This is a genomic window from Tabrizicola sp., from assembly GCF_022842145.1.
Lineage (GTDB): Bacteria > Pseudomonadota > Alphaproteobacteria > Rhodobacterales > Rhodobacteraceae > Tabrizicola.
Map to the genome: position 1 here is coordinate 17,240 of NZ_JALHQD010000002.1, position 20,185 is coordinate 37,424.

Below are 20,185 nucleotides of genomic sequence, written 5' to 3' on the forward strand. Positions count from 1 at the left end.
CTACACGTTGCGCATCAGCGCGCTTGCATTTGTGAAACCGTCGTTTCAAAGTGATGAAACAATGAAACGACACAGGTCGATCATGTCCAAATCCAAGATCATCCGCCAGCAGATTTGGTCAAAGCTGCATCATGTGGCCAAGCCCGACACGCGCTTCCATCTGAACTTCGCCGAGGTGATCCCGGATTTCGAAGGCTCGGAGGCGGCGACCGAGCATCTGGTGAGGATGTCGGCCTACCAGCAGACCAGCTTCGCTTTCATCACGCCGGACAACTGTCTGGTGGACCTGCGCCGACGAATGATCGCAGAAGGCAAGCCCTTCGTGATGTCGACCTACGGCATATACCGTGGTTTCCTGTTGATGGAGCCGGGCATGGTCCCGAAGGGAGCCGAGCTTTACGCGGCCTGGCTGGACGGGATGGAGCATTTCGCCCGCCCGATCACCTTGGAGGAAGTTGCCCGCCGCGGGCGGTTCGACTTCATGGTCACCGGGGCCTCTGCCGTATCAGTCGACGGCGTCCGCTTCGGCAAGGGCCACGGGTTCTTTGACCTCGAATGGGGCATGTTCACCGACCTTGGCCTCGTGGACGAGACGACGCCGGTGGTCGCCGTGGTGCATGACTGCCAACTCGTCCAGGAAAAGCTGACCCCGTCCGAAACCGACATTCTGGTCGACTGGATCGCCACGCCCTCGGGCCTGCACAAGGTCGAACGCCGCGCCAAGCGCCCGTCGGGCGTGAAGTGGAACCTCCTTGAGCCCCAACAGATCGCCAACACCCCGCCGTTGCAGGAATTGCAGCGCATTCAGGGGATTGCCTGACAATTTCAACCCTTCAAACAACAGGACTGCTGCCATGAGAGTCTCTCTGTCCCGCCGATCCTTTCTGTCCACCGCCGCAGCCGCTTCAACGCTGCCCTTCGCTCCTCGAATGGCCCGTGCTGCGACGCCCTTCGCAATGCAGGCCGCCTGGATCAACGACGCCGAGTTTGCCGGCTATTTCCTGGCGATGGACCAAGGCTACTACACGGCCGAGGGGCTGGATCTGACCTACCTCCCGGGCGGTCCGGACGTGATCCCCGAAAGCACCATCGTTGCCGGCCGCGCGGACCTGGCGCTGACAACGCCGGACACCACGATCAAGGCGATCACCGAACAGGGCGCCAAGTTCAAGATCATCGGCGCGCAGTATCAGAAGAACCCCATCGGCATCGTCAGCCTCAAGAAGGCTCCGATCACCACCCCCGCCGATATGGTGGGCAAGACAATCGCCGTGCCCCCGGTGAACACCATCAGCGTCGAGGCCGTGCTGGCCGCGAACGGCATCGACCGCGCCAGCGTGAACATCGTCCCGTACGCCTACGATCCCACACCGCTGATCAAGGGCGAGATTGACGCCAGCCTCGATTTCACGACCAACGTGCCTTACACCATCGGTCAAGCGGGCGAGGAGGCAACCTCCTTCCTCCTGTATGATTTCGGCTACACGATCTACAACGACACCGTTGTGGTGACCGAGGACGTGCTTGCCGCCAAGCGCAAGGAACTGGTCGCCTGGCTCCGCGCCAGCCGCAAGGGCTGGGACGAGAACAACATCGACCCCGCAGCATGGCCGCCGAAGTGGGCCGACACGCATTTCGCGGGCACCGGCCGCACGATCGAAAACGAGATATTCTTCAACATCGCGCAGAAGCCGCTGATCGAAGCCGCAGGAGGCGTGTTCTCGATGACCGAGGAGGGCATCGCCGGTAACATCGAGGCGCTGTCCAAGGTGGGCATCAAGGCCACGCGCGACATGTTCGACACGACGCTTCTGGAAGAGATCTGATGACGGCACCCGCAGGGATTCAGCTCTCTGGCCTGACCAAGACCTTTCACGGTCGCGGCAAGCTGGTCGAGGCCCTGCGGGACGTCACCCTCACCTGTCCGCCCGGCAGCTTCACCGCGCTGATCGGGCCGTCAGGCTGCGGCAAGTCCACCGTCCTGAGGGCGTCTCTGGGGCTGGAGCCCCTGGATGCCGGCACGGTCGAGATCGGCGGTCAGCCCCCGGAACGGGCGACAGCGGGCGGCATCACCGGCGTTGCATTCCAGGATGCGGGGCTCTTGCCCTGGCGGACGGTGGCCCGAAACATCGCCCTTCCACTGGAGGTTCTGGGCCGAGACACAGGCCCTGCGGCGGGGCGTATTCGTGACCTGATCGCACTCGTGGGACTGAAGGGATACGAGGATGCGCTGCCGGGCGAGTTGTCAGGCGGGATGCGCCAGCGCGTCGCCATCGCGCGCGCCCTGGTCAGCGAGCCACGCGTGCTTTTCCTGGACGAACCCTTTGGCGCGCTGGACCAGATCTTGCGGCGCCAGATGAACATCGAACTGCAGCGGATCTGGGCTGAAACCGGGGTGACCACTCTGCTGGTCACGCATGGGATCGACGAGGCTGTCTTCCTGGCGGACCGGGTGGCGGTGATGCAGGCCGCACCGGGCCGGATCATCGATATCGTTGAAATCGACCTGCCGCGCCCCCGCGAACCGACGCTCTTCTCCGCACCACATTTCCACGACCTATGTGACCGGATCGCAGGGGTCCTGCATGGGCGCTAACCTGCGCAGGTGGCTGGCTCCGGTCCTGCTGCTGGCCGCATGGGAGCTGGTGGGGCGGTTCGATCTTGTGGCTTCAGGCGCGCTGCCGGCGCTTTCGGAAATCCTCGTGCGGCTGTGGGTGGACCGGGCCGATTACCCGGCCCATGTGACGGCCACACTTTTCGCATCCGGTGCGGGCTTCGTGATCGGGAACCTCCTGGCGGTTCTTGCCGGCCTCTTTTTCGTGATGTCCCGTACGGCAGAACGGCTGTTCCGAGGCGTCAACATCGCGATCTTTGCGCTGCCACCGATTGCCATCGCACCGATCCTGACATTGACGCTGGAGGGGATGACGCCCCGCATCGTGCTGGCAGCGCTGGGCGTCTACTTCGTCACCATGCAGGCGACCGTGACGGGGCTTTCCCAGTATGACACCCGCGCCGCTGACATCGTCCGTGCATACGGCGGTGGGCGCGGCGCTGTCCTGCGTCTGGTGCAGATACGTGGCGCGGTGCCTGCGATCCTGTCGGGGTTCCGCGTCGCGGCTCCCAACGCCGTTCTGGGCGCAATCCTGGCCGAATTCGGCGGCGGCGGGCGGTTCGGCCTCGGTGCCTATCTGCTGGGCTCGCTGGGCCGAGGCGAACCCGACCGGCTTTGGGGTATCGGCTTGGTGGCCACCGTCATCGCCGGCCTGTCCTATGGCGTCTTCGCGCTGATCTCGCGCCGGATGCTGGGCGCGTCGATTTCGCTTAGCCTGAACCCCGCCGCACCGCCTGGAGTGCTGGCCGATCGATCCTCTCCCGTCCTAAGCGTTGGGGCCATCCTCATGCCCTTTGCAGTCTGGTGGGTCATCCTCTGGGCCCTGAACGTGCCGGACATGCTTGGAAAGACTCCCTGGGGCGTGGTGGACTATCTGTTCCTTGCCGACAGCGCGCCGACCGCCCAATCAAGGCTGCTGGCCGCCCTTGCGGAAACCCTGCCCATTACGCTGGTCGGGATGGCGGCTGGTCTGGCTTTTGCCTTTGCGCTTGCAGTTGCAGGGCGCCTGACGCCCGCCTTCACGCGCGCCTTCCTTCCGGTGGCCCTGGTGACGCAGACCATGCCGCTGGTTGCCCTGACGCCTCTGCTGGTGCTCCTTCTCGGGCGGGGGACCGCAGTTACTCTCTGGATCACCATATCGGTGACCTTCTTCCCGGCCTACGTCATGATCGCACAAGGCATCGCACAGGTTCCCCGCGCAGCGCTGGAACTGCCGCGTGCCTATGGCGCGACCGGCTGGCGTGAAATGCGCCTCGTTACCCTGCCGGCTTCCGTCCCGTGGCTTTTTGCGGCCGTGCGCCTGACTGCGCCGCGCGCCCTGCTGGGCGTGATGATCGCCGAATGGCTGGCGACAGGCCGTGGCTTGGGCAACCTCTTGAACCAGTCGCGCGGCTATCTAGATTTCGGAATGATCTGGACCGTGGCAGCAGTCAGCGTGATCCTGTCCGTGATCCTATACTTGGCGGCGCAATGGACCGAGAGGGCGGTCCTCAGACGCATGGGAATGGTGGGTCGGAGTTAGGTACTCCGACGGTGTGTTGCACCTAGCGTCGCCAGATGACCGCGTTCTCGTGGCGCAGGATCAGTTGCTGCATGGATTCGAAGGACTGCACGACATAGTCCGCAAAGGCCGCAGCGGCCGGGTTGGTGGCGAAACCCGGAACCTGCAGGATCCCCAGGTTTCGTTGCGGCTGCGGAATGTCGACCGGAAGGACGGCCAGGCGGCTGTGCTTGCGCTCGGCAAACCAGACGGAAAACGGCAGGATGGCAAGCGCGTCGGTTTCGGACATGTAGTTCATCACCGAAAGTAGCGACCCCCCAGAGTAGCGAATGTTGAGGTCAACCGACCCTAACGATGATCGGATGGCGAAAAGGTCGGCCAGCAGCGGCGAACCAGGAAGCGGTGCGATCCACGGATAGTGCCCCAGTTCACCTGTGGAAATGCGCTTGCTTTGCTGGAGGGGATGGCCGATCCGGCAGCAGACGACGTTCCGCGCGGCCAGGATGGCGGTGAATGCAAGTCCCTCCGGTTCACCCGAGGTTCCCAACGGAACGATCCCTATGTCAAGCTGATCTGCCCGCAATCCATTTCCGACCTCGGACAAGTTGCCGTAGCTTTGCTGGAAATCCACGTCGGGATGCTGGTTGTGGAAGGATGCGATGATCCTGCTGATCATGGCATCCATGAAGAAGGGCACGCCGCCCACCCGCACCAGTCCGCGGGTGCCGCGCACCAGGCTTTGAACCGCCTCGCTCGCCCGACGGCTTTCCAGAAGGATGCGCCGGCCATGTGTGGCCAATTGCACTCCCAAGGGTGTCGCCTGCAGTGGACGTCGGTTCCGCACGAACAATGGCTTGCCCACGCGCGCTTCCAGTTGCGACAGCGATCGCGACAGTGCCGGTTGGGAAACGCCAAGGGCCGCAGCGCCCTTGCTGACGCTGCCGGCGTCCACCACCGCCGAAAGCTGGATAAGGTGAATCTCGCTCATTTTCATAACCAGATGATATATTGATCTTCCGAAAAGTCATCACCTGAAGCCGCCAACCCGCCTAGTCTTTGCCTGCATCTGAAGGGAGCGCAGGGGATGGACGGACAGGGCACAAGCTCTGCGGGACACGAGATCGCGACCGAGTTGCGCCGTCGCCTTGCGGCCAGCCCGTCCGACCGACTGGGCGATGCCGTCCGGCAGATCATGGATCACGCCTTTCAGATCATCGCCACGCTGCGTCCCACGCCGGAAGAGCTGGACGCCCTGGTCCAGTTCCTGACCGATGTCGGCTACGCGACAGATGCCCGTCGGCAGGAATGGGTCATCCTCGCCGACGTATTTGGTCTGACAGACGGCGTTTTCTCCGGCGGACGGACGGAAACGGCAGGCGTCACGCCTTCCACCTTGCCCGGCCCGTTCTACCGGGCAGATGCGCCCCATCTGGCTTTGGGAGCCGACCTTTGTCGCAATGGCGCCGGCCAGCCTCTGTCCGTCGCGGGCCAGGTGCTGGACCCTGACCGCAAACCGCTGTCGGGGGCCCTTGTCGAGGTGTGGCACGCCAACTCCGAGGGCCGGTACGAGAACCAGGATCCCGACAACCAGCCGGAACACAACCTGCGCGGCGCTTTCACTGCGGACGCGGACGGTTGCTTCCACTTCCGCACCATTCGCCCCGGCGGTTATGCGCTTCCCGAAGATGGGCCCGTGGGACAGCTGGCGCGTCGCCTCGGACTTTCGCTCGACCGCCCCGCGCACATCCACTTCGCTGTCTCGGCACCCGCTCACCGGCGACTGGTCACCACCATTTTCGATGGCGCCGATCCCGCAATTTCGCGCGACGCGCTTTTCGCAGTGAAGCCCGCCCTGATCGGACAGTTTGGCGCGGGTGGCACTGACCTCCTGAAAGTCGTTCTGGTTCTTGACCGGGATGGCTCACTGCAACCCAATCAGCCGAAAGGATGACGCTTATGGCCCTGGTTTCAGGCTACCACCATCTGACGATGAGCACGCATGGCGTGCAGGAGGACTACGACTTCTACACCAAGGCGCTTGGACTTTATTCGGTCAAGCGGACGGTGCTGTTTGACGGGGTGCTGCCGGTCTATCACCTGTATTACGGGTCACGGCATGGCGACGCCTCGACCATCATCACCACCTTTCCGTTCAAGAAGCCCGGCATCTTTGGCCGTCGCGGTACCAACCAGACTCGCACGATCATGCAGGCGATCCCGGTGGGGGCGGCGGACTTCTGGGTCGACCGGCTGAACAAGCACGGCATTCCGGCGGCAAAGGGCGAACGCTTCGGCCTGACCCGCGTGATGTTCGCCCATCCGTGCGGCATTCCGCACGAGCTGGTGGAAAACCCGGATGATCCCCGCGCGCCGATCGTCAACGAGGCGCAGGGCACCACCGCGCAGGTCGCCATCAAGGGAATTTACGGAGGCGGCGTTGCGGTGATGGATGCCGGCCCGATGGAGGAGTTTCTGGACATCGGCATGCAGTTCCGGCGCGAGGGCACCGACCCGAACGGCAGCATGTGGATCGTGCCGCAGAACGACGGCCTCCGCTCGGTGATCGAGCTGGTCACCGACCGCGATAGCCCGCAGGGCACCTGGACGCTGGCGGGCGGCACAGTCCACCACCTCGCCTTCAACACCGGCAACGAAGAGAACCAGATCGCGCTGAAGGCCCGGCTGGAAGGGATGGGCTACACCGACGTCTCGGAGCAGAAAGACCGGATGTACTTCAAGTCGATGTATATGCGCTCGCCCGGCGGCGCGATGTTCGAACTGGCCTGGACCGTGCCCGAGGGTTGGGCAAAGGACGAACCCGCCGACGCCATCGGTCGGTCGCTGGTGTTCCCGCCGTGGTTCGCCGATCGTCAGGCCGAGATGGAAGCGGGCCTGGAACCGGCCACCTTCTGATGCCAGGGGTCGCGGACATCCTGTCTTTCGGCGTGGCTCCTGCGCGGGCGAAGGTGCTGTGCGTCTTCGTCCACGGCCGCAACCAGTCGCCCGAAGAGATGGAGGCGGCAGTCATCCGTCGCCTGTCCGCATCTGACGCCGCCTTTGTCCTGCCACGGGCAGAGGGCAAAAGCTGGTACACGGCCCGGGCGATCGATCCGCTGACAGCCGCCACAAGGGGAGAGCTCTCCGCCTCGCTTTCAGGGCTTGCCACTGCAATTTCTGACCTGCGGGCAAAGGCTCCCGGTGCGCCACTTGTCCTCGCCGGTTTCAGCCAGGGCGCTTGTCTCTCGCTGGAACACGCGTTTACTGGAACCCACACTCTTGCCGCCGTGGCCGCCTTCACCGGTTGCCGCGTCGGCGTCCCGGGTGATGATCGGCAATCTCGTCTGCAGCGGGGATTGCCAGTCTACCTCTCCGGTGGCAGCGCGGATCCGTGGATTCCTTTGCAAGCCTTTGCGGATACCGTAACCGAGCTGGGACACGCCGAAGCCGATCTGCGCTGCGACGTTTTCCCCGCTCGGCCCCACGAAGTTTCGGCCACCGAGATCGCTCTCATCGACAACCTTCTGACTGATCTTTCGGCCAGGCGCTCGCCCCGGATGGAGGCCCCGCGATGACGCGCCCGTTTGTCTTCCCCGGCCTGACCACCCGCGTGGTCTTTGGTCATGGCACCTTGGCGCAGGTGCCGGATGAAGTTGCTCGCCTGGGCCATTCTCGTGCGCTTGTCTTGTCGACCCCCCACCAGGAAGGCGAAGCACAGGCCCTGGCAAGGCAACTGGGTTCCTTGGCCGCCGGTGTCTTCGCCGGTGCCGCCATGCACACGCCCGTGGAGGTGACCGACCAAGCTATCGTCGCCTTCCGCGCGGCGAATGCAGATTGTGTCGTCTCGCTGGGGGGCGGCTCGACGACAGGCCTTGGCAAAGCCATTGCGGTTCGGACCGGTGCCGATCAGGTCGTGATCCCCACCACCTACGCGGGCTCCGAGATGACCGATATCCTGGGCGAAACTGCCGGAGGCGAGAAGACCACCCGCCGCGATCCCGCGATCCGGCCCGAAGTCGTGGTCTACGACGTCGACCTGACGCTGACGCTGCCAGTCGCGCTGACCGTCACTTCCGCGCTCAACGCCATCGCCCACGCGATGGAGGGCTTCTACGCTCCCGACCGCCACCCGGTGACCGAGGCCCTGTCGCGCGAGGCGATGGTGGCCTTCCGCGAGGCCCTCCCGGCCATCGCAAAAGACCCGCAGGACCAAGACGCACGCGCCAAGGCGCTTTATGCCGCCTGGGGCTGTTCGCTGACCCTCGGCCACGTCACCATGGCGCTGCATCACAAGCTGGCTCACGTCCTCGGCGGCAGCTTCGGCCTGCCCCATGCCGAGACGCACGCTGTCCTGCTGCCCCACACCACCGCCTACAACGAACCCGCCGTCGGTGATCTCCTGAAGCCGACCGCAGACACCTTCGGCCACGGCAGCGCCGGGAAAGGCCTTTGGCACTTCGCCAAATCGCTGAACGCCCCCCTGCGCCTGTCAGACCTTGGCCTGACCGCCAAAGACCTCGACCGCGCCGCCGACATCGCCACCAGGAACCCCTACGCCAACCCACGCCCCGTCACCCGCGACGGCATCCAACACCTGCTGCAACAGGCCTTCGACGGGCACTGCCCCGACCAAACAACAAAAGGGAGGACCAACCATGATCACCAGACGCAAGCTTCTTAAATCCGGCGCCGCCACCGGCCTCGCCCTCGCCAGCCCCGGCCTCTTTGCCCCGGCCATCGCGCAGGGTGCCAAGATCCGCATCGGCTATGTCAGCCCGCAGTCCGGCCCGCTGGCCGGTTTCGCCGAAAGCGACGCCTACAACATCGAGGCATTCCTTGCCACGGAAGTGGGCCAGAACTTCGAGGTCATCGTCAAGGACAGCCAGTCCGATCCGAATCGCGCCGCCTCTGTCGCCAAGGAACTGATCGTCGATGACGAGATCAACCTGATGATCGTCGCCTCCACCCCCGAAACCACCAACCCCGTCGCCACCACCTGCGAGGCCGAGGGGATGCCCGTCATCTCCACCAAGGCGCCCTGGCAGCCCTGGTTCATCGGCCAGCAAGGCAACCCCGGCGACCCGGCGTCGTGGAAGCCCTTCAACTACGCCTTCCACTACTTCTGGGGACTGGAGGACGTCATCGCCGTCTTCCTCAACATGTGGAACCAGATCGAGACCAACAAGCAGGTCGGCGGCCTCTTCCCCAATGATGGCGACGGCAACGCCTGGGGCGATCCGAACGTCGGCGTCGGCCCCGGCTTCGCCGCGCAGGGCTATACGCTGAACGATCCCGGTCGCTACCAGAACCTGAACGACGATTTCAGCGCCCAGATCAACGCCTTCAAGGCCGCCAATTGCGAGATTGTCACCGGCGTCGTGATCCCGCCCGACTTCACCACCTTCCGCAATCAGGCCCTGCAGCAGGGCTTCAACCCCAAGATCATAACTGTCGCGAAGGCCATCCTCTTCCCCCAATCGGTCGAGGCCTTGGGCGAGGCCGGGCATAACCTGTCGTCCGAGGTCTGGTGGTCCAACACCCACCCGTTCAAGTCCTCGCTCACCGGACAGTCCGCGGCGGAACTGGCCGCCGACTTCACCGCCAAGACCAACCGCCCCTGGACCCAACCCATCGGCTTTGTCCATTCGCTGTTCGAGGTGGCATCGAACGTCATGGGTCGCGTCTCGGACGTGACCGATGCCGATGCCGTGGCCGCCGCCATCGCCGCGACCGACCTTGACACCATGGTCGGCAAGATCGCCTGGAACGGCGAAGGCGTGCCGGACTTCGCCAAGACCAACGTCACCAAGACTCCCCTCGTCGGGGGCCAGTGGCGGCGGAAAGAGGATGGCACTTTTGACCTCGTCATCGTCGACAACCAGACCGCCCCCGCCATCCCGACCGGCGGTACGATGGAAGCGCTGGCCTGATCCCTTCGCGGCCCCCGTTCTCGGGGGCCGCGCCAAAGGCCCGAAACCCATGACCGATGTCCTGACCCTGACCAACGTCTCAAAAAGCTTCGGCGCCCTCAAGGTGACCGAAGGCGTGTCGTTTTCGGTACCGCAGGGTCAGGCGCTCGGCATCATCGGCCCGAACGGCGCAGGCAAATCCACCCTCTTCAATCTGATCACCGGCAACTTCCTTCCCGATGCCGGGACCATCACCCTTCTTGGCCGCGACGTGACCCATACCGCCGCGATGGACCGGGTCCGCATGGGGGTCGGCCGCAGCTTCCAGATCCCGCAGCCGTTCGAAGGTCTCACCACCTTCGAAAATCTCCTGACCGCCGCCGCTTTCGGCCAGAACAGGCGCGAGGCCGAGGTCGCCGACGAATGCGTGGCGATCCTGCAGGACACCGAACTCCTTCCCAAGGCCAACCAGCTTGCCGGAGGCCTCTCGCTCCTCGACCGCAAGCGCCTGGAACTCGCCCGGGCGATGGCCACCGGCCCTGAACTCCTCCTCCTCGACGAGATCGCCGGGGGACTGACCGAGGGAGAATGCCAAGCCCTCGTCGCCACCATCAAGCGCCTCCACGCCAAGGGAACCACGATCATCTGGATCGAACACGTCCTTCATGCGCTGACCTCGGTGGTCGAACGCCTGTTGGTTCTGGACTTCGGCAAGGTGATCGGCATCGGCGCGCCCGACGCGATCATGGCGTCGAGGGAAGTCCGTGAGATCTACCTCGGGCTGGAGGTCTGATGCCGCTGCTGTCCACCCAAGGCCTCACCGCGCAATACGGCCAGTTCAAGGCCCTCTTCGGCGTCGACCTATTGGTCGAGCCCGGCGAATGCGTCGCGATCATCGGCGCGAACGGCGCGGGCAAAACCACCCTGATGCGGTCGATCACCGGCATCCTGACCAACGCCCCCGACCAGATCCTGCACAACGGTACCCCCATCGGCGCGCTGCCTGCCGACCAGATCCTGCAACGCGGCATCGCCATGGTCCCCGAAGGCCGCAAGCTCTTCCCCTCGCTCAGCGTCGAGGAGAACCTCCTGATCGGAAGCCAAATCCGCAAAGGCACCGGCCGCTGGTCGCTGGACGAAATCTATGCCCTTTTTCCGATCCTGAAAGAACGCCGCCACTCCCCCGGCACCGCCCTCTCCGGCGGACAGCAACAGATGGTCGCGATCGGCCGCGCGCTGATGTCGAACCCCGAGCTTCTCCTCTGCGACGAGATCAGCCTCGGCCTCGCCCCCGTCGTGATCCGCGACATCTACGCAGCCCTCCCCGCGATCCGCGCCACCGGTGCCGCCGTCATCGTCGTCGAACAGGACATCTCCCGTGCCCTTGCCGTCGCCGACCGCGTCTACTGCCTGATGGAGGGCCGTGTTACCCTGACCGCTTCCGCCAGGGACGTCACCCGCGAGGCGATCCACGCCGCCTATTTCGGGGCGGCCGCATGACAGCCATGCCTTTCACCTTTGCCGAAATATCCCCGCCGGAGGCAGACCCGAGCCCTTGCACGTCCTTCACGTGCAAGGTCGAGACAAAAGGCTCGCGCCGCAAGGCGCTCAATTTGAAAACCGTGCCCACCCGTGAGGCGTCCGATGATCTGGCTTGACGTCCTCGTGCAGGGCATTCTCCTCGGCGGCCTTTACGCGCTCTTCGCCGCGGGGTTGAGCCTCGTCTTCGGCATCATGCGCCTCGTGAACCTTGCGCATGGCGACCTGATCATCTTCGCCGCCTTCGCGATCCTCCTGGTCACCGCGACACTCGGCCTCAACCCTTTCCTCGCGGCCCTTCTCGCCGCGCCCCTGATGTTCGCCTTCGGCTGGGCGCTGCAGCGGTTCGTGCTGAACCGGGTCTTGGGCAAGGACATCCTGCCCCCGCTCCTCGTCACCTTCGGCCTTTCCGTCGCCCTGCAGAACGGAATGCTGGAGGTCTTCTCCGCCGACAGCCAGCGCCTCACCGCCGGCCCGCTGGAAAGCGCCTCCATCGACCTTGGCCCTGTCACCGTCGGCACCCTGCCGCTTCTCACCTTCGCCTCCGCCGTCCTGGTGATCTTCGCCCTCAACCGGATCTTCTACACCACCGCCCTCGGCCGCGCCTTCCGCGCCGTGTCGGATGACCCCGCGACCGCCAGCCTGATGGGCATCAACCCGAAGTCGGTCTTCGCCATCGCCACCGGCCTTGCCATGGTGATCGTCACCATCGCCGCGCTCTATCTTGGCATGCGGTCGAACTTCGACCCCTCCATTGGCCCGGCGCGCCTCCTCTACGCCTTCCAGGCCGTCATCATCGGCGGCCTCGGCAGCCTGTGGGGCACCCTGATTGGCGGGGCAATCATTGGCGTCGCGCAAACCGTCGGCGCGCAGATCAACCCGGAATGGCAGATCCTTGCCGGCCACATCGCCTTCCTGATCGTCCTCCTGATCCGCCCGCGCGGCCTTTTCCCACGGGCGGTGGACTGACATGGCAACCGTCACCACTCGCACCCGCGCCTCCACCATCGCCGGGATCGTCGCCCTGGCCTTGATCGCCATCGGCCTTATCCTCCCCGCTTTCGCCTCGCGCAGCCTGATCCAGGACCTGTTCTTCATCCTGACCATGCTGACCCTCGCCCAGCTCTGGAACCTGATCGCGGGTTTCGGCGGCATGGTCAGCGTTGGCCAGCAGGCCTTCGTCGGGATCGGCGCCTACGCGATGTTCGGCGGCGTCATCCTCTGGGGCTGGGACCCGGTCCCCGCCATCCTGCTCGGTGGCCTCGCCGCCTTCCTCCTCGCCATCCCGATGGCCTTCTTCGCCTTCCGCCTGGCCGGGGCCTACTTCGCCATCGGCACCTGGGTCATCGCCGAGGTGACGCGCCTGCTGATCGCCCAGTGGAAGACCCTCGGCGGCGGCACCGGCACCTCGCTTCCGCGCGAAGCCACCTCAGACATCATCGGCGTCGAGGCCATCGCGAACCTCTTCGATCTCCGCGACGCCGCCGCGCGTGATGTGCTGGCCTACTGGCTCGCCCTTGCCCTCGCCGTTGGCACCATGGCCGCGATCTACGCGCTTCTGCGCTCCCGCACTGGCTTGGCGCTCGCCGCCGTGCGCGACAACGACAACGCTGCCCGCTCCGTGGGTGTCGATGCCACCCGCGTCAAATGGCTGGTGTTCCTGTCCGCCGCCACGATGACCGGCCTCGTCGGGGCCCTCATCTACGTCCAGACCGCCCGCATCTCTCCGGACGCGGCATTCTCCGTCACCACTTGGACTGCCTACGTCATATTCATCGCCGTCATTGGCGGCATCGGCAGGCTGGAAGGCCCGATCCTCGGGGTCCTCGTCTTCTGGGGCCTGCAGACCGCCTTCGCCGACTACGGCAGCTGGTATCTCCTCGCCCTCGGCATTCTTGCCATCGCCACCATGCTTTTCGCCCCGCGCGGGCTCTGGGGACTGATCCACGACCGCTGGGGCATCGCCCTCTTCCCCGTCCAACGCCGCCTCATCTTCGAAGGAGCCAAAGATGGCTGACATCACCACTGACGTTCTCATCATCGGCACCGGCCCCGCCGGAAGCGCCACGGCGGCCCTCCTCGCCTCCTCCGGGGTCGAGACGCTGGTGGTGAACCGCTACCGCTGGCTTGCCAACACGCCGCGCGCCCACATCACCAACCAGCGCACGATGGAGGTCCTGCGCGACCTCGGGCCGGAAGTGGAAGCGGAGGCGATGCTGCACGCCGCCCCGCAAGAGCTGATGGGCAACAACGTCTTTTGTGTCAGCCTCGCCGGTGAGGAGCTGGGTCGGATGCAATCCTGGGGCACCTCGCCCGAAAGCAAAGCCCGCCACCTCCGCGCCAGCCCGTGCGAGATGAACGACCTGCCGCAGACCTTCATGGAGCCGATCCTCTTCAAGACCGCGTGCTCGCGTGGTGCGCAATCGCGCATGTCCACCGAATACCTCTCCCACATCCAGGATGCCGACGGCGTCACCACCACCTGCCGCGACCGGCTGACCGGCAAGGACGTGACAATCCGGTCGAAGTATCTGGTTGGCGCGGATGGTGGAAATTCCCTCGTCGCAGAACACGCGGGCCTGCCGTTCGAAGGCAAGATGGGTGTCGGCGGGTCGATGAACATCCTTTTCCGCGCCGACCTGTCGCGTTACGTCGCCCACCGCCCCAGCGTCCTTTACTGGGTCATGCAGCCCGGCGCCGACGTCGGCGGCATCGGCATGGGGCTGGTCCGCATGGTCCGCCCCTGGAACGAATGGCTGATCGTCTGGGGCTACGACATCAACCAGCCCGCCCCCGTCGTCGACGCCGCAATGGCCACCCAGGTAGCCCGCCAACTGGTCGGGGTGCCGGACCTGGAGATCGACCTGATTTCTGCCAACACCTGGACGGTGAACAATTGCTTCGCCACCCACATGCAGAAGGACCGCGTCTTCATCATGGGCGATGCCGCCCACCGGCATCCGCCATCGAATGGCCTTGGCTCCAACACCTCGATCCAGGACGGCTTCAACCTCGCCTGGAAACTCGCCGCAGTGGTCAAGGGTCAGGCCGCCCCCAAGCTTCTCGACAGCTACTCCACCGAACGTGCGCCAATCGCCCGCCAGATCGTTACCCGTGCCAACCAGTCCATCGCCGAATTCGGCCCGATCTTCGAAGCCCTCGGCATGGACGGTGGGGTCGACCACGACCGGATCGAAGCCAGCATGGCCGCCCGTTGCGACGCCACCCCGGCGGGCGAAGCCCAGCGTGAGGCGCTGCGGAAGGCCATCGACTTCAAGGTCTACGAATTCGACTGCCACGGGGTCGAGATAAACCAGCGCTACACCTCCGGCGCCGTGGTCAGCGACGGCACCACAGCCCCCGTGAACGCCGATATGGAGCTTTACTACCACCCCACCACCACCCCCGGCGCACGGCTGCCCCATGCCTGGGTCTATGACCGTCAGGGGCGCAAACACTCCACGCTGGACCTCTGCGGCAAGGGGAAGTTCACCCTCCTGACCGGCATCGGGGGTGGGACCTGGGTCACCGCCGCCGAAGCCGCCGCCAAGGCGCTGGGACTTTCTCTCCGCACCGTCACCATCGGCCCCCGCGCGGACTATGAGGATCACGTCGGCGACTGGAACAAGATCCGCGACATCAAGGACGGTGGTTGCCTCCTTGTCCGCCCGGACCACCACGTTGCCTGGCGCTGCCAGACCGCTTCGGCCAATGCCGAGGCCGACCTCACCCGCGCGCTCCGCGCCATTCTGGGGCACTGACATGACCGAACAAGGGTTCTTCACCGAGGCCACCTCCGCCGACGTCGTCATCTCACGCAACGCCAAGGCCAAGGACGCCCGCCTTGCCGAGGTCATGGCGATCCTCACCCGCCACCTCCACGCCGCCGTGAAAGAGATTGAACCGACGGAAGGAGAATGGTTCCAGGCCATCCAGTTCCTCACCGCCACCGGCCACAAATGCACCGACTGGCGGCAGGAGTTCATCCTGCTGTCGGACGTCCTCGGTGTCTCGATGCTGGTCGACGCGATCAACAACCGCAAACCCTCCGGCGCGTCCGAATCCACCGTCCTCGGCCCCTTCCACGTCGCCGACGCGCCCGAGCTGCCGATGGGTGCAGACATTTGCCTTGACCAGAAGGGCGAGCCGATGCTGGTGCGCGGCACCATCCGCTCCACCGACGGCACGCCATTGGCAAATGCCAAGATCGACGTCTGGCAGGCGAATGACGAAGGCTTCTACGACGTCCAGCAAAAGGGCCTGCAGCCGGACTTCAACCTGCGCGGCGTGTTCCGCACTGGGCCGGATGGCAGCTACTGGTTCAAGGGCGTGAAGCCGAAATTCTACCCGATCCCCGACGACGGCCCGGTCGGCCAGCTTCTGAAAGCCCTCGGCCGCCACCCGTTCCGCCCGGCCCACCTGCACTACATCATCGAGGCGGACGGCCACTCCCGTCTCGTGACGCACATCTTCGACCCCGACGATCCCTACATAAGCTCGGACGCAGTTTTCGGCGTGAAGGAAAGCCTGCTGGCCACCTTCCAGAAGATCACCGAACCCGCCGCCAGCGCAGATGCGGGCTTCGACAAACCCTTCTTCCTTGTGGAACACGATTTCATCTTGGCCCCCGCATGAAACCCTGCATCATCTGCGTCGCCATCACCGGTTCGCTTCCTAGGAAGGCCGACAACCCGGCCGTGCCCATCACTGTCCCGGAACAGATCGAATCCACCCACGCCGCCTTCGAGGCCGGCGCCACCATCGTGCACGCCCATGTCCGCAATGACGACGAGACCCCCTCCGCCGATCCCGAGAAGTTTGCGCGCCTGAAGGAAGGGATCGAAAAACACTGCCCTGGAATGATCATCCAGTTCTCGACCGGAGGCCGCTCGGGCGCAGGCCAGGCGCGCGGTGGGATGCTGCCGCTCAGACCCGACATGGCTTCGCTGTCCGTCGGGTCGAACAACTTCCCGACCCGCGTCTATGAAAACCCGCCAGATCTTGTCGACTGGCTCGCCAGTGAGATGCTGGCTTACGACATCAAGCCCGAAATCGAGTGCTTCGATCTCTCCCACATCCATCAGGCCGCCGCGATGCAGGCTGACGGTCGACTGAAAGCGCCGGCCTATGTGCAATTCGTCATGGGGGTGAAGAACGCCATGCCAGCGGACCGGGATGTCTTTGACTACTATATCCGCACTGTCGAACGCCTGCTGCCGGGTTCCGAATGGTGCGCCGCAGGCATCGGACCGCACCAGATCACCTTGAACGAATGGTCCGTCGCCGCTGGCGGCCATGCCCGCACGGGGCTGGAGGACAATGTCCGCCTGTCACGGACCACGCTTGCCCCGTCCAATGCGGCCCTCGTCACGCGGGTGGTCGAGATTTGCGACAGGGTGGGAAGAAGCGTCGCCTCGCCCCGGGAAGCCCGCGAATTGCTGGGTCTGAGGATGTCAGCCCAGCTGAGTTAAGTCAGACCAGCGCTGCAAGAATGGTCTCTTGCTGCCGAAATCAGCGCGCCGTCGGGCAAAAGATTTGCCCGCAAAAACTCCATGCCTTTCCCAACCACCCAAGCGCGATGTTTGTCGCTTGAGAGGTTTGCAGAATATCCCGCAAAGGGGGTTGACCTTACCATTATGGGAAGGTCCATATCAGGAAGGTCCCGACCATCAAGAGAGGACGGACCATGACTGCTCCCCTTCGCGAAACCACAGTAGCCCTGCCCATCACCGGCATGACCTGCGCCTCTTGCGCGGGTCGGGTGGAACGGGCCCTGAAGGCCGTACCCGGCGTCCGCGCCGCCGCTGTGAACCTCGCAACCGAAACCGCCGAGATCACCGGCATCGCACCGCCTGACGCGCTGATCGGCGCGGTCGAGAAGGCGGGCTACCATGTCCCTGCCGTCTCGCAGGAATTGAGCATCGAGGGCATGACCTGCGCCTCCTGCGTCGCCCGGGTGGAACGCGCGCTCAAGGCGGTGCCCGGGGTGACGCTCGCCAATGTGAACCTCGCGACGGAAACGGCCCGGGTCGAGGGGACGGTCGATCCTGCTGCCCTGCTCCAGGCGGTCAAGGCCGTGGGGTACGAGGCGCACATCGCCGCCTCCGCAAATGCCGAGACCCCGACAGAACGCCGTGAGCGAGAGGCGGAAGGTCTGACCCGCAACCTGATCCTTGCGGCCGTCCTGACCCTGCCGGTCTTCGTGCTGGAGATGGGCGCGCATCTGGTCCCGGCCTTTCACCACTTCATCCTGGGGACCATCGGGCAGGGGGCAAGCTGGCTGATCCAGTTCCTCCTGACCACGCTGGTCCTGGCGGGTCCGGGACGGCGCTTCTTCGTCAAGGGCATCCCGGCGCTGCTGAAGGGCGCACCTGACATGTCGTCGCTGGTCGCCATCGGCTCGGGGGCGGCCTGGGCCTATTCGACGCTTGCGACCTTCCTGCCGGGCCTCTTGCCGCCTGGCTCGGTCGTCGTCTACTTCGAAGCCGCGGCGGTGATCGTCACCCTGATCCTTCTTGGTCGCCTGCTGGAAGCGCGGGCCAAGGGCCGGTCGTCCAAGGCCATCGAGCGGCTGGTCGGCCTGCAACCGGCAATCGCGCATTTGCGGCGCGAAGCGCAGGTGCGGGATGTCCCCGTTGCAGAGGTGCGGCCGGGCGACTTGCTGGAACTCCGACCGGGCGAACGTGTGCCCGTCGACGGCAAAGTGGCCGAGGGCTCCAGCTGGATCGACGAGTCGATGGTGACAGGTGAGCCTTTGCCGGTGGAAAAGCACGCTGGCGACCGCGTGATCGGCGGCACCGTGAACCAGACGGGTGCCTTGGTGATGGAGGCCGTGTCGGTCGGCGCGGACACCATGCTGTCGCGGATCATCCGCATGGTCGAGGCGGCCCAGGGTGGCAAGCTGCCGATCCAGGCGCTGGTCGACAAGGTGACGCTGTGGTTCGTCCCTGCGGTGATGGGGCTGGCGGTGGCGACCTTCCTCGTCTGGCTGGTCTTCGGCCCGGCGCCGTCCTTGCCGATGGCGCTGGTCAATGCGGTTGCGGTGCTGATCATCGCCTGCCCCTGCGCGATGGGTCTGGCGACTCCGGTATCCATTCTGGTGGGGACAGGTCGCGGCGCTGAACTCGGCGTCCTTTTCCGCAAGGGCGAGGCATTGCAGGCCCTGCAAGGCGTGCAGATCGTGGCTTTCGACAAGACGGGCACCCTGACCGAGGGCAAGCCGGTTCTGACCAGCTTCCAGCCTGCGCCGGGGGAAACCAGGGAGGCTCTGCTGCCGGTACTGGCCGCAGTCGAGGCCCAGTCCGAGCATCCCGTCGCACGGGCCATCGTCGCGGCGGCGGCAGGAATGACCCTGCCCAAGGTTGACGGCTTCCTGGCGAAGCCCGGCCACGGTGTCTCGGCCCGCGTCGGTGCGGCGGAAATAGCCCTCGGCTCTGCCCGCGAGATGGGCAATCGCGGCGTCGACATCGCCGCCTTCCTGCCCGAGGCTGAACGACTGGCCGACCGGGGCGAAAGCCCGCTTTACGCGGCACGGGATGGCAAGTTGGTGGCCCTGCTGGCGGTGGCCGACACGGTGAAGGCGACGACCCCGGCCGCGATAGCCGCGATGAAGGCGATGGGTCTGAAGCTGGCGATGATCTCCGGGGACAATGCCCGGACGGCCAAGGCCATCGCGCGCGACCTTGGCATTGACGAGGTCGTGGCCGAGGTGACGCCCGAGGGCAAGGTCGAGGTGATCCGCAAGCTGAAGGCCGAGGGTAAGCTCGCGTTCGCCGGGGACGGGATCAACGACGCGCCCGCCCTGGCCGAGGCCGACGTGGGCATCGCGATGGGCACCGGCACCGACATCGCCATCGAGGCGGCGGATGTGGTGCTGGTCTCGGGCCGGTTGCCGGCGCTGGCAGATGCCATTGGCCTCAGCCGCGCGACGATGCGGAACATCAAGCAGAACCTGTTCTGGGCCTTTGCCTACAACGCCGCCCTAATCCCCGTAGCGGCTGGGGTCCTTTATCCGACCTTCGGCATCCTGCTGTCTCCGGTTCTTGCGGCGGGGGCGATGGCAATGTCCTCGGTCTTTGTCCTCACCAATGCCCTGCGGCTGAAACGCTATGGAACACGCGCATGATGAATATCGGTGAAGCTTCCGCCGCTAGCGGCGTGTCGGCGAAAATGATCCGCTATTACGAGGAAACCGGCCTGATCCCCCCAGCTGGGCGGACGGCCTCGGGCTACCGGACCTATGGCCCGAAGGAGGTGCAGATCCTTCGCTTCGTCCGCCGCGCCCGCGACCTCGGGTTCCCGATGGAGAAGGTGGCCGACCTGTTGGCCCTCTGGAATGACCGCAGCCGGGCAAGCGCCGACGTCAAGCACCTCGCCGAAGCTCAGGTTCAGGCGCTGGAGGCACGGATCCGCGAGATGCAGGACATGAAGGCCGCATTGGAACATCTGGTGCATTGCTGCGCGGGAGACCGGCGTCCCGACTGTCCGATCCTTGATGATCTTGGTGGCACGCCGGCCTTTGCCGCCCCGGTGACAACGGGTCGATAGAAAAACCGGGTCGCAAGGCCTCCGCGCCATTTTCTCGGCGCGATAAAGGTTTACATGCCGGAATGACGCTCGCCTCCG

The 20,185-nt window shown here is 65.1% G+C and carries 19 protein-coding genes; 18 read left to right on the forward strand and 1 reads right to left on the reverse strand.

The window, feature by feature from the left end; translation table 11 throughout:
- The first annotated feature begins 61 nt into the window (after positions 1-61).
- The 4 genes from Q0C42_RS05035 (at position 62) to Q0C42_RS05050 (ending at position 4,136) form a co-directional block, all read left to right on the forward strand.
- Positions 62-820, forward strand: a complete 759-nt coding sequence (locus Q0C42_RS05035; protein ID WP_295072911.1) for a 5-formyltetrahydrofolate cyclo-ligase — start codon at positions 62-64, stop codon at positions 818-820.
- A 109-nt stretch (positions 821-929) separates the two neighbouring features.
- Positions 930-1,826 carry an ABC transporter substrate-binding protein gene (locus Q0C42_RS05040; RefSeq protein ID WP_295072913.1) on the forward strand — a complete coding sequence of 299 codons (897 nt, stop codon included), beginning with the start codon at positions 930-932 and terminating at the stop codon, positions 1,824-1,826.
- A complete protein-coding gene (locus tag Q0C42_RS05045) occupies positions 1,826-2,596 on the forward strand; it encodes an ABC transporter ATP-binding protein (RefSeq protein WP_295072916.1) in 771 nt (256 codons plus the stop codon). The genes Q0C42_RS05040 and Q0C42_RS05045 overlap by 1 nt, the downstream gene beginning before the upstream one ends.
- Positions 2,586-4,136: an ABC transporter permease gene (locus Q0C42_RS05050; RefSeq protein ID WP_295072919.1), complete on the forward strand. Its 1,551-nt coding sequence runs from the start codon at positions 2,586-2,588 to the stop codon at positions 4,134-4,136. The genes Q0C42_RS05045 and Q0C42_RS05050 overlap by 11 nt, the downstream gene beginning before the upstream one ends.
- A 22-nt stretch (positions 4,137-4,158) precedes the next feature.
- On the opposite strand, the gene Q0C42_RS05055 is transcribed toward Q0C42_RS05050, so the two are convergent.
- Positions 4,159-5,103 carry a LysR family transcriptional regulator gene (locus Q0C42_RS05055; protein ID WP_295072922.1) on the reverse strand — a complete coding sequence of 315 codons (945 nt, stop codon included), beginning with the start codon at positions 5,101-5,103 and terminating at the stop codon, positions 4,159-4,161.
- Positions 5,104-5,199: 96 nt separating this feature from the next.
- On the opposite strand from Q0C42_RS05055, the gene Q0C42_RS05060 reads away from it, so the two are divergent.
- The 14 genes from Q0C42_RS05060 to cueR all read left to right on the forward strand — a co-directional run bounded on the left by Q0C42_RS05060 (position 5,200) and on the right by cueR (position 20,107).
- Positions 5,200-6,066, forward strand: a complete 867-nt coding sequence (locus Q0C42_RS05060; RefSeq protein WP_295072925.1) for a dioxygenase — start codon at positions 5,200-5,202, stop codon at positions 6,064-6,066.
- Entirely contained in the window at positions 6,063-7,028 is a 966-nt protein-coding gene (locus Q0C42_RS05065) for a VOC family protein (RefSeq protein WP_295072928.1), read from the forward strand. Before Q0C42_RS05060 ends, Q0C42_RS05065 begins: the two co-directional genes overlap by 4 nt.
- Positions 7,028-7,687 (forward strand): dienelactone hydrolase family protein, encoded by a 660-nt coding sequence (locus tag Q0C42_RS05070; RefSeq protein WP_295072930.1) that lies wholly within the window; start codon positions 7,028-7,030, stop codon positions 7,685-7,687. The genes Q0C42_RS05065 and Q0C42_RS05070 overlap by 1 nt, the downstream gene beginning before the upstream one ends.
- On the forward strand, positions 7,684-8,793 hold the full coding sequence (locus Q0C42_RS05075) for a maleylacetate reductase (RefSeq protein ID WP_295072933.1): 1,110 nt from the start codon (positions 7,684-7,686) through the stop codon (positions 8,791-8,793). The genes Q0C42_RS05070 and Q0C42_RS05075 overlap by 4 nt, the downstream gene beginning before the upstream one ends.
- On the forward strand, positions 8,768-10,042 hold the full coding sequence (locus Q0C42_RS05080; protein WP_295072935.1) for an ABC transporter substrate-binding protein: 1,275 nt from the start codon (positions 8,768-8,770) through the stop codon (positions 10,040-10,042). The genes Q0C42_RS05075 and Q0C42_RS05080 overlap by 26 nt, the downstream gene beginning before the upstream one ends.
- Positions 10,043-10,091: 49 nt before the next feature.
- Positions 10,092-10,814 carry an ABC transporter ATP-binding protein gene (locus Q0C42_RS05085; protein WP_295072938.1) on the forward strand — a complete coding sequence of 241 codons (723 nt, stop codon included), beginning with the start codon at positions 10,092-10,094 and terminating at the stop codon, positions 10,812-10,814.
- Entirely contained in the window at positions 10,814-11,521 is a 708-nt protein-coding gene (locus tag Q0C42_RS05090) for an ABC transporter ATP-binding protein (RefSeq protein WP_295072942.1), read from the forward strand. Before Q0C42_RS05085 ends, Q0C42_RS05090 begins: the two co-directional genes overlap by 1 nt.
- A gap of 144 nt (positions 11,522-11,665) precedes the next feature.
- On the forward strand, positions 11,666-12,529 hold the full coding sequence (locus Q0C42_RS05095; RefSeq protein ID WP_295072945.1) for a branched-chain amino acid ABC transporter permease: 864 nt from the start codon (positions 11,666-11,668) through the stop codon (positions 12,527-12,529).
- Position 12,530: 1 nt separating this feature from the next.
- Positions 12,531-13,577: a branched-chain amino acid ABC transporter permease gene (locus Q0C42_RS05100; protein WP_295072947.1), complete on the forward strand. Its 1,047-nt coding sequence runs from the start codon at positions 12,531-12,533 to the stop codon at positions 13,575-13,577.
- Positions 13,570-15,321 (forward strand): FAD-dependent monooxygenase, encoded by a 1,752-nt coding sequence (locus Q0C42_RS05105; RefSeq protein ID WP_295072951.1) that lies wholly within the window; start codon positions 13,570-13,572, stop codon positions 15,319-15,321. The genes Q0C42_RS05100 and Q0C42_RS05105 overlap by 8 nt, the downstream gene beginning before the upstream one ends.
- 1 nt (position 15,322) lies before the next feature.
- The gene (locus Q0C42_RS05110; protein WP_295072953.1) at positions 15,323-16,195 is read left to right on the forward strand and encodes an intradiol ring-cleavage dioxygenase; all 873 of its coding nucleotides are present in this window, start codon (positions 15,323-15,325) and stop codon (positions 16,193-16,195) included.
- Positions 16,192-17,031 (forward strand): 3-keto-5-aminohexanoate cleavage protein, encoded by an 840-nt coding sequence (locus Q0C42_RS05115; RefSeq protein WP_295072956.1) that lies wholly within the window; start codon positions 16,192-16,194, stop codon positions 17,029-17,031. The genes Q0C42_RS05110 and Q0C42_RS05115 overlap by 4 nt, the downstream gene beginning before the upstream one ends.
- Before the next feature lie 215 nt (positions 17,032-17,246).
- A complete protein-coding gene (locus Q0C42_RS05120; protein WP_295072959.1) occupies positions 17,247-19,685 on the forward strand; it encodes a heavy metal translocating P-type ATPase in 2,439 nt (812 codons plus the stop codon).
- A complete protein-coding gene (gene cueR, locus Q0C42_RS05125; protein ID WP_295074316.1) occupies positions 19,685-20,107 on the forward strand; it encodes a Cu(I)-responsive transcriptional regulator in 423 nt (140 codons plus the stop codon). Before Q0C42_RS05120 ends, cueR begins: the two co-directional genes overlap by 1 nt.
- Positions 20,108-20,185: the final 78 nt, after the last annotated feature.